The organism is Streptomyces sp. NPDC001617 (assembly GCF_053596855.1).
In genome coordinates this window covers 87652-96746 of the sequence record NZ_JBSFHA010000033.1, presented here as the reverse complement: position 1 = coordinate 96746, position 9095 = coordinate 87652, and the positions used below count along the sequence as shown (strand labels likewise).

The 9095-nt window shown below is 70.6% G+C and carries 8 protein-coding genes and 1 pseudogene; 5 read left to right on the top strand and 4 right to left on the bottom strand.

What is annotated here, in order from left to right:
* Nucleotides 1-181: hypothetical protein (locus ACWC09_RS24870; protein ID WP_450852783.1), on the top strand; the 181-nt coding region annotated here is incomplete at its 5' end.
* Between the two features lie 32 nt (nt 182-213).
* Here ACWC09_RS24870 and ACWC09_RS24865 read toward each other — a convergent pair.
* Nucleotides 214-1560 (bottom strand): DUF6716 putative glycosyltransferase, encoded by a 1347-nt coding sequence (locus ACWC09_RS24865; protein WP_450852782.1) that lies wholly within the window; start codon nt 1558-1560, stop codon nt 214-216.
* Between the two features lie 198 nt (nt 1561-1758).
* Here ACWC09_RS24865 and ACWC09_RS24860 point away from each other — a divergent pair, with 198 nt between their 5' ends.
* The 3 genes and pseudogenes from ACWC09_RS24860 to ACWC09_RS24850 form a co-directional block, all read left to right on the top strand.
* Entirely contained in the window at nt 1759-2745 is a 987-nt protein-coding gene (locus ACWC09_RS24860; protein ID WP_450852781.1) for a glycosyltransferase family 2 protein, read from the top strand.
* On the top strand, nt 2745-4076 hold the full coding sequence (locus ACWC09_RS24855; protein ID WP_450852780.1) for an alpha-2,8-polysialyltransferase family protein: 1332 nt from the start codon (nt 2745-2747) through the stop codon (nt 4074-4076). Before ACWC09_RS24860 ends, ACWC09_RS24855 begins: the two co-directional genes overlap by 1 nt.
* A gap of 94 nt (nt 4077-4170) precedes the next feature.
* Nucleotides 4171-4314 (top strand): annotated as a pseudogene (locus ACWC09_RS24850) (acyltransferase family protein); the annotation flags it as partial.
* 38 nt (nt 4315-4352) lie between these two features.
* Here the strand turns inward: ACWC09_RS24850 and ACWC09_RS24845 are convergent.
* Entirely contained in the window at nt 4353-5933 is a 1581-nt protein-coding gene (locus tag ACWC09_RS24845; RefSeq protein WP_450852779.1) for an acyl-CoA mutase large subunit family protein, read from the bottom strand.
* A 291-nt stretch (nt 5934-6224) separates the two neighbouring features.
* Between ACWC09_RS24845 and ACWC09_RS24840 the strand changes: the two genes are divergently transcribed.
* Nucleotides 6225-7049 carry a L,D-transpeptidase family protein gene (locus ACWC09_RS24840; protein WP_450852789.1) on the top strand — a complete coding sequence of 275 codons (825 nt, stop codon included), beginning with the start codon at nt 6225-6227 and terminating at the stop codon, nt 7047-7049.
* 190 nt (nt 7050-7239) lie between these two features.
* Here ACWC09_RS24840 and ACWC09_RS24835 read toward each other — a convergent pair whose 3' ends face one another.
* The gene (locus tag ACWC09_RS24835) at nt 7240-8349 is read right to left on the bottom strand and encodes a hypothetical protein (protein WP_450852778.1); all 1110 of its coding nucleotides are present in this window, start codon (nt 8347-8349) and stop codon (nt 7240-7242) included.
* Nucleotides 8349-9011 (bottom strand): RNA polymerase sigma factor, encoded by a 663-nt coding sequence (locus ACWC09_RS24830; RefSeq protein WP_450852777.1) that lies wholly within the window; start codon nt 9009-9011, stop codon nt 8349-8351. Before ACWC09_RS24830 ends, ACWC09_RS24835 begins: the two co-directional genes overlap by 1 nt.
* Nucleotides 9012-9095 lie beyond the last annotated feature (84 nt).

Sequence of the window (9095 nt, the reverse complement as noted above, 5' to 3'; positions counted from 1 at the left end):
GCGTATGTGCGGCAGGCACGACAGGCGCTCCCGGCGTATGTGCGGCAGGCACGACGGGCGCTCCCGCGCTGTCTGCGGTGCCGGGGAGTCCCGCGCCGGCCTGCTGGATCGCACCCGTCTTCGCGGCGGACACGGCTCGCGCCACCGCCGCTTCCGCGGCGCCCGCCGCTCGCGCTCCTGACGGCTCCGGGGGACCGTTCGTCCGGTCGGGGCTCACAGCTCCCCCATCCGCCGGATGACGGGCGCCACTCGCTGCACCCCGTGCCGGTAGGCACCCCGGGCGGCCCGGCGGACGATCTGCCGTACCGGGCCCGGCTCCTTGTCGGCGGCCGGGGCGCCGGGGAGGGGGCTGCCGTCGGGGCCGAGGTGGTGGCGGGCGAGGATGCCGGGGAGGTAGCCGGGGACCGTCTCGGGTGTGTAGTACGGGGCGATGGGCGCCAGTCCCCCGGGCTGTGCGAGGAGTTTGGCGATCCGCTCGCGCGCCGTGTCGAAGGCCGTCGCGTACGAGCCGTCCGCGGCGACGCCCTGCCGGGCCACCCACTCCTCGTCCGGCGTGGGCCGGTGGCCGGCGTCCAGCTGGTCCCAGGAGGCAAGGCAGCCGGAGCCCACGAAGTGGTGGTTGCCCAGCACCTCACGGATGCCGAGGTCGGTCAGGACGACCGTCGGGATGCGGCGGTGCAAGGACTCCAGGGCGGCCGTCGAGCTGATGGTGACCAAGAGGTCGGTGCGGTCGAGAACCTCGCCCATGTTCCCGTACACCAGACGGAAGTTGGGTGGCGGGGAGAGCCGCTGGACCAACTTCTGGTACGGCAACTCCTCGATGTGCGTGGTGTGTTCGCCCGGCCGGGAGCGCAGCTTGAGCAGCACCTCGCGCTCGGGGTGCAGCTTGGCGTGCTGGATCAGGCGGCCCAGCAGATAGGTGCGGTCCTTGCGGTTGTCCGGGACCGACGGCTGGACCGCGAACACCACGGTGTACGGGTCGTGTTCACCTTCGTAGGCCGCACCGCCCAGGAACGGCAGTGCCACCTCGGTCACCGACGAGGCGTCGGCACCCACCCCCTCGTAGACCGCGCTGAAACGCTCCGCGTCCTGACGGGAGTTGGCGAGGACGAGGTCCGCGCCGTGCCGCAGCAGCAGTCCGTCGGCGAGCTTCTCGTAGACGACGCCGACATAGCCGGTGACGACGACGGGACGCGAACTGCGGCCCTGCCACGCGTGGCTGAGGCCGTGCAGCATGGCCTGCACGCCGCCGCCGACGAGGGCGAGGACGACGACGTCGTACTCCTCCTCGCCCATGGCGCGCAGGAACTCGACCGCCGTGACCTCCTTCATGGAGTCGGCGCGCACACCGACCTCCGCCAGCTGGCGTGCGGTCGGGGTCGCCCGTCCGCGCAGCAGGAACCCGCTCAGCTCCAGGCTGACTTGCGCGTCCTCGTGGGAGGCGGCTTCCATGGACGGGCCCGGAGCGATACGGGCCGCGGTCAACGCACCCCATTTCCAGCGGGTGTCGGAGTCCGCGAGCACGGCGATTCGCGTGGGCTTCGAGGTACTTGGTGGCACGTCGAAGACGCTAGGAAGCAATTCCAAGGTGCGGCCCAACCGCATCTGGCCAAAAAGTTAACAACACCCCGCCGAGAGCCGAACTGGGCCGTGGATTCTCAGGAAGTACAGCGGATGCACCGATCCGACACATTGAGTTCACCCAGTGTAAAGACACCGGAAAGTTGACCTGCTGGGCTGGCTCCTAGGCTTCCGTACGTGCCCAAGCTTTCCGTGATCGTGCCGTTCTACAACGTGCAGCAATACGCCCCCGACACCCTCAGAAGCCTGCGTTTGAACGCACGGCCCGATTTCGAGTTCGTACTGGTCGACGACCATTCGAAGGACGAAACTCCGGCCATTCTCGAACGCGCCGCCGAGGAACTCTCCGATGTCGCGCAGGTGCGTTATATCCGCCATGAGAAGAACGGCGGACTCGCCACCGCGCGCAACACCGGCCTGGACGCCGCGCAGGGCGAGTACCTCACCTTCCTGGACGGGGACGACTGGCTGGCGCCCGGCTACTTCGCCGAACTGGTCGACGCGATCGAGGGGTTGGGCTGCGACTTCGTGCGCACCGACCATGTGCAGGCGACGGCCCGCGCGCGGACGCTGAGCCGGGTCCCGCAGGGGCGCCGCTGGGAGAAGATGAACCCGCGCGAGGCGATCCTGCCGGCCGACCGCTCGACCTCCGTGGACTACGCGTTCGCCTGGGCCGGCGCCTACCACCGCCGGCTGCTCGACAAGGGTCTGCTGCACTTCACGGACGGGCTGCGCACGGCCGAGGACCGGCCCTGGATCTGGAAGCTGCACCGTGAGGCGGAGTCGTTCGCCGTGGTGAGCCTGCTCGGCGTGTTCTACCGGCGCGGGGTGGCCTCCTCGCTCACCCAGATCGGCGACGTCCGTCAGCTGGACTTCATCCGCGCCTTCGACCAGGTCATCGAGGAGACGCGGAAGGACCCGGACGCCGACCGGCTGCTGCCGAAGGCGGTCCGCACGTACTGCGCGATCATCGCTCACCATGTGTCCGACGAGGACAAGTGGGAGCCGTCGGTGTACCGGCAGCTGCGGGCGAGGAGCGCGGCCGCCATCCAGCGCCTGCCGCAGGACATGCTCGGCGACGTACTCGAAACGATGGACATGCACCGCTCCTCCAAGCTGCGGCGGCTGCGGCGCAGAATCACGACAGCGAAGGCGGCTGCCTGATGCCCCGTACCACCCGCATCTACTGCGTCTCGACCCTGTACGGCGCCGCCACCCTGGCCGCCGCGCTGGACTCGGACTGCTTCGAGGACGAGGACCGCAGCCTGCTGCTGGTCTTCAACAACTCGGCGACCCCGGAGACGACGCCGCCCGTCGACGAGATGCCGGGCTTCGAGCCGCTGCGCGACCACTTCGACGAGGTGCTGTCGTGGAACGAGGCCATCAGCCCCTTCCACCCGGGCGCCTGGACCCCGCGCCAGGACGACGTCCCGCTCTTCGAGCGCTATCTGCGGCTGCTGTGGAACCTGGGCGACGACCGCGTGGAGCTGGTCGTGGAGTCCATCCAGGTGGCCCCGGCCCTCACGGTGGCCCAGCTGTTCACCGACGCGCCCGTGCACGTCTACGCGGACGGTCTGATGAGCTACGGCCCCACCCGCAACAAGATCGACCCGTTGGTCGGCACGCGCGTGCGGCGCCTGCTCCACCTGGACCTGGTGCCGGGTCTGACCCCGCGGCTGCTGACCGAGTTCGACGTGCCCGCGGAGGTCGTGCCGACCGAGACGTTCCTCAAGGTGATGGGCGAACTCACCGCATCCGTGGACGACTTGCCGGTCCTGCCCGACAACTCGGCGCTGCTGCTCGGCCAGTACCTGTCCGCGCTGGGCATCCTCTCCCCCGAGGAGGAGGAGGACCTGCACGTACGGATGATGCGCGGGGCGGTCGAGCGCGGGCACCGGTCGATCGTCTTCAAGCCGCACCCCACCGCACCGGCCCGCTACAGCCGCGCCCTGGAGACCGAGGCCGCGAAGCTGGGCGTCGACCTCACCGTCCTCGACCTGCCGGTCCTCGCCGAGGTGCTGTTCGAGAAGTCGCAGCCCGGCCTGGTCGTGGGCTGCTTCTCCACGGCCCTCTTCACCGCTTCGGCCTTCTACGGCCTCCCGGTCGCCCGCATCGGCACCGAGCCGCTGCTGGACCGCCTCACGCCGTACCAGAACAGCAACCGGGTCCCGGTCGTCCTCGCCGACGGGCTGGTCCCGGACCTGGAGGGCGGCAAGGGCGAGCGGACGCTCCCGGCGGCCACCCTGGGCGGCCTGCTCGACGCGCTCAGCTACACCATGCAGCCCCAGATCTACCCGCCCCTGCGTACGGCGGCGGAGCGCTACCTCTCCAAGCACCTCACCCCGCGCACCAAGCGCTACTTCCGGCGCAAGCGCCTCACGGCACTGGGCCTGCCGGGCGGCCTCCCCGAGCGCCTCGCCTTCATCCCGCGCAACTCGACGGCCCGACGGGTGGTGCGCAGGGCACGCGCACTGAGGAACTCGGTAAAGCGCTGATCTGCCCAGACACAGGAACACGCACGCAGACCGCCTGCCGTCACCGCGTCGCCACAAGACCCCGGGGACGGCAGGCTCCGCGCTCGGTGGGTGATGGGCGCTGTGGGCGCAGGTCCGCTACTACGCGCTCTTCGCCCTGCTGATCGTCCCGCCGGGCGCGAGCCGCCGCCGGGTGATCCTGTTCCGCGCGGGCTGGACCCTTACGGCGGCCATCGCGTACGGCGCCCACGAACAACTGTTCCGTGGCCGTCGCGCGCGGTGTCCGGGAGCTCCGGCTCAGAAGGCGTCCGAGGGCACGTAGGTCCCCCACACCTCGCGCAACGCGTTGCACACCTCGCCCACCGTCGCCCGTGCCCGCAGCGCGTCCTTCATCGGGTACAGGACGTTGTCCTCGCCCTCCGCCGCCTTCTTCAGGGCGGCCAGGGCCGTGTCCACCGCCCCCTGATCCCGCTCCGCCCGCAGCTTCGCCAGCCGCTCCGCCTGCTGGGCCTCGATCGCCGGGTCCACCCGCAGCGGCTCGTACGGCTCCTCCGCGTCGAGTTGGAAGCGGTTGACGCCCACGACCACCCGCTCGCCGGAGTCCGTCTCCTGGGCGATGCGGTACGCGCTGCGCTCGATCTCGGACTTCTGGAAGCCGTGCTCGATGGCGGAGACCGCACCACCCAGGTCCTCGACCTTCTGCATCAGCTCGACGGCCGCCGCCTCGACCTCGTCCGTCATCTTCTCGATGACATACGAGCCGGCGAAGGGGTCGACCGTCGCGGTCACGTCGGTCTCGTAGGCGAGGACCTGCTGGGTGCGCAGAGCGAGGCGAGCCGACTTGTCCGTCGGCAACGCGATCGCCTCGTCGAAGGAGTTCGTGTGCAGGGACTGCGTGCCGCCGAGGACCGCCGCCAGGCCCTGGACCGCGACCCGGACCAGGTTGACCTCCGGCTGCTGGGCCGTCAGCTGCACGCCCGCCGTCTGGGTGTGGAAGCGCAGCATCAGCGACTTGGGGTTCTTCGCACCGAACTCGTCCCGCATCACCCGCGCCCAAATGCGCCTCGCCGCACGGAACTTGGCGACCTCTTCGAGGATCGTCGTACGGGACACGAAGAAGAAGGAGAGGCGGGGTGCGAAGTCGTCGACGTCCATGCCGGCCGCGACCGCCGTACGGACGTACTCGATGCCGTCCGCGAGGGTGAAGGCGATCTCCTGCGAGGGGGACGCGCCCGCCTCCGCCATGTGGTAGCCGGAGATCGAGATCGTGTTCCACTTCGGGATCTCGGCCTTGCAGTACTTGAAGATGTCGGCGATCAGACGGAGCGAGGGCTTCGGCGGGAAGATGTACGTCCCCCGCGCGATGTACTCCTTGAGGACGTCGTTCTGGATCGTGCCGGTGAGCTGGTCGGCCGAGACCCCCTGCTCCTCCGCCACCAGTTGGTAGAGGAGGAGGAGAAGGGACGCGGGGGCGTTGATCGTCATCGACGTGGAGACCTTGTCCAGCGGGATCCCGCCGAACAGCACCCGCATGTCGTCGACCGAGTCGATCGCGACGCCCACCTTGCCGACCTCGCCGTGCGCGATCGGGGCGTCGGAGTCGTGGCCCATCTGGGTGGGCAGGTCGAAGGCGACCGACAGACCCATCGTGCCGTTGGCGATCAGCTGCTTGTAGCGGGCGTTGGACTCCGTGGCCGTACCGAAGCCGGCGTACTGGCGCATCGTCCAGGGCCGGCCCGTGTACATGGACGGGTACACACCGCGGGTGAAGGGGTACTTGCCCGGCTCGCCGAGCTTCTCGGCCGGGTCCCAGCCCGCCAGGTCCTCCGGTCCGTAGACCGGCTCGATGGGCAGTCCGGACTCCGACTCGCGCGCCATGGTGTGATGCCTCCCGCTCAAGCTACTGGCCAGTTCAGACCACCCCTCCTGCGGACTGTAGCGGGGCGCGTGCAGCGGGTGGAGGGGCGCACCCTAGGACCTTACTCACAGAGGTTCTGCGGTCCCGGTCACAACAATGCCCCGCCGTTCGCGAGCCGTCACCCGCGGGCAGCATCTCTGGTGACATCCCAAGTGACATCTCGGGTGACACAGCAGCCGCCGGCAGCAGTGACCGGTGAGACATCGGGGGGCGTGGTGCGTACTACGGGCGTGAGGAGATCGACCGCGGTCATGGGGCGGACGGCCGCCGTCACGACAGCGCTCGCGGCCCTGGCCGCCGTCGTCTGCGGCTGCACGGTGCAGGGCGCCGACGGCAAGGGGAACTCGCCGGTCCACATCATCCTGCCGAGCAGCAAGGCCCCGTCCCCGAAGCAGGACACGGGCGACGGCAGCACGAGCACGCGCCCGCCGTCCGCGGCCGGGTCCCCCGTCCTGTGGTCCCGCGGCGACTCCGGGCGGGACGTGCGCGAGCTGCAGGCCCGGCTGCGGCAGGTCGACTGGCTCTTCGACGGGCCGACCGGGACGTACGACGACCTGACCGAGGACGCGGTCAGGGGGTTCCAGGGCAAGCGGGGGCTGCCGAAGACGGGCGAGACGGACACCGTCACCTGGCAGCGGCTGCTGAAGATGACCCACGAACCGGGCAGGTGGGAGCTGTATCTGATGGGCGGCCAGCCGGCCGGTGCGCCCGATCCGCGGTGCATGACCGGGCGGGTGCTGTGCATCGACAAGACGACGCGGACGCTGCGCTGGATGGTCGACGGGCGGACGGTGTCGGAGATGTCGGTCCGCTTCGGAGCGATCGGCACACCCACTCGGGACGGCGTCTTCCACGTGTACTGGAAGTCGCGGCACCACTGGTCGACGCTGTACGACTCCCCGATGCCGTACGCCATGTTCTTCAGCGGCGGCCAGGCGGTGCACTACTCCTACGACTTCGCGGCCCGCGGTTACGCCGGCGGCTCGCACGGCTGTGTGAACGTCCGGGACGAGGCGGCGATCTCCGCGCTGTACGCGCAGGTGCGCAACGGCGACAAGGTCGTCGTGTACTGGTGATGTGCGGGGCGCGGGCGGGACCGGGGGAACGTGTCCCGCCCGCGCCGAGGTGCACGAGCCGTGGGTACGGGGGGAACCCCGGCTCTGTGCGAAAAGCCGATGACCAGTCGGCTCACTCAGTACTGCGCTGGGGCGGCCGAAAACGTTACTGGCGTGGCGAAGAAATTTCCCCGACCCTCAAAACAGCAGGTCAGAGCGCGCTGTACGTCGGATTCGGCGTCGGTGCGGGGTCCTGGCTCGACAGCAGGCGTCCCGGCACGAGGGGGGTGACCGGCGTCGAGGTGTGGCTGCCGGTTCCGGTGCCACCAGGGGCTATGTGGTAGCCGCCGTCGTCACCGCCCTTGCCGTTGCCGCCCTTGCCACCGGACCCGTTCTGGTCGCCCTTGCCGCCCGAGTTGCCCTTGCCGTTGCCGTTGCCGTTGCCGTTGCCCGACTTGGCATCGCCCTTGTCGCGGTCCTTGCCGTCGACGGACGTGCCGGCGAGGACGTTCTTGCAGTACTTCCAGACGCGGTCGGGCGTGTAGCCGCCGGCCGCGTGCTCCAGGGCCTGTCTGCGTTTGGACGTCAGCTCCTTGCCGCCGAGCGCGTCCCGGCAGGCCGACGGCGCCTGCTGCCGCCACCAGCCACCGGCCTCGGCGTCCGGCTCGGCCGACGGCACGTCGCCAGGGGTGCCCTTCGGTGTGGCCGGGTCCGCGGAACCGCCGGTGGAGCCGTCGGGCGAGGGCTCGCCCAGGATGCCGTTGGGCGAGGGCGACACCAGCGGGCGGTTCGGGGTCGCGGCCGACACGGAGGCGGCGGGTCCGGGCTCGTCACCGCCGAACGGCGTCGGCAGCATTCCACTTGTCGCCGCGTACGCCAGCCCACCGACCATGCCGGCCGCCAGCACGGCCGTCAGCGCGAAGTGCGAGGGCCGACGCCGACGGTGACCCCGACCGCTTCGGGCAGGGTCACCGATACGGACGAGCCCGCCGTCGGAGGCATGAGGGGGAGGGCGGTGACCGGGTACGGCCGACTCGCCGGACGGGGCGGCCTGCGCCGTGGCGTACGCACCACCCGGCTCACCGCTCCCGTCGGCCCGCGCGACGCGCCCTGCCCGGGCCGCCCGGAACGCCGCCATCGCCGCGGCCTCTCCCGGGAGTTCCGTGCTGCTCGGGGGAGGTTCCGCGGTGAGTGACTCGAGGGTTTTCGCGAGGCGTTCGGCCTGGTCGCGGGCGGTGGCATCGACAGCTTCCAGTGACTCACCGCGCAGCAGAGCCTCCGCCGTTTCGCGGTCCAGCCACTTGTACTGCTCGTCGGCCATCACATGTCCTTCTGCGTCCGCGCGCGCATATGCGTCACACTCGCGGACGTCACCGCGCGCCCGCGCGGTTCTCGCTGGGGTGGCAGCGCATCGAGGCTGCGGGTCGATTCCGGATCGTCGCCGAGGAGTTCGGCGAGGCGCTTGAGACCACGGTGCGCGGCCGTCCGTACGGCACCCGGCCGCTTCCCGAGCGTCTCCGCCGCGGTCTTGGCGTCGAGGCCCACGACCACCCGCAGCACCACCGCCTCGGCCTGGTCCTGCGGCAGCCGGGCGATCAGGGAGAGCGTGTGGTCGGTGGCCAGGGCCTCCATGGCCTCCCCCGCCGTGTCGGACTCGGCGGGCTTCCCGGTCAGCTCGGTCTCGTCGCCGCCGATCGTCGGGCGGCGGCCGCGCATCCGTATGTGGTCCAGGGCGCGGTTACGGGCTATCCGGGCGGCCCAGCCGCGGAAGCGGTCCGCGTCTCCGCTGAACCGGTCCAGGTCGCGGGCGATCTGCAGCCAGGCCTCGGAGGCGACGTCCTCGGCGTCCGGGTCGCCGACGAGCGTGCGGACGTAACCGAGCAGCCGCGGATGCACGGTTCGGTACACAGTCCGGAACGCGGTCTCGTCCCCGTCCTGTGCCGCAAGCACCGCGGCGGTCAGCTCCGCGTCGTCCCCCAGCACCCGTAAGTTCCTCAGTCGAAGGTTGGCCGATGGTCCCGGCTTCGAGGCCGCCGTCGATAGGCGATCATTCAACATCCGTGTCCG

Coding starts and splice junctions, on each gene's coding strand:
- ACWC09_RS24855 (WP_450852780.1), top strand. CDS start 2,745: ATGCCCCGTACCACCCGCATCTACTGCGTCTCGACCCTGTACGGCGCC.
- ACWC09_RS24845 (WP_450852779.1), bottom strand. CDS start 5,933: ATGGCGCGCGAGTCGGAGTCCGGACTGCCCATCGAGCCGGTCTACGGA.
- ACWC09_RS24840 (WP_450852789.1), top strand. CDS start 6,225: ATGGGGCGGACGGCCGCCGTCACGACAGCGCTCGCGGCCCTGGCCGCC.
- ACWC09_RS24835 (WP_450852778.1), bottom strand. CDS start 8,349: ATGGCCGACGAGCAGTACAAGTGGCTGGACCGCGAAACGGCGGAGGCT.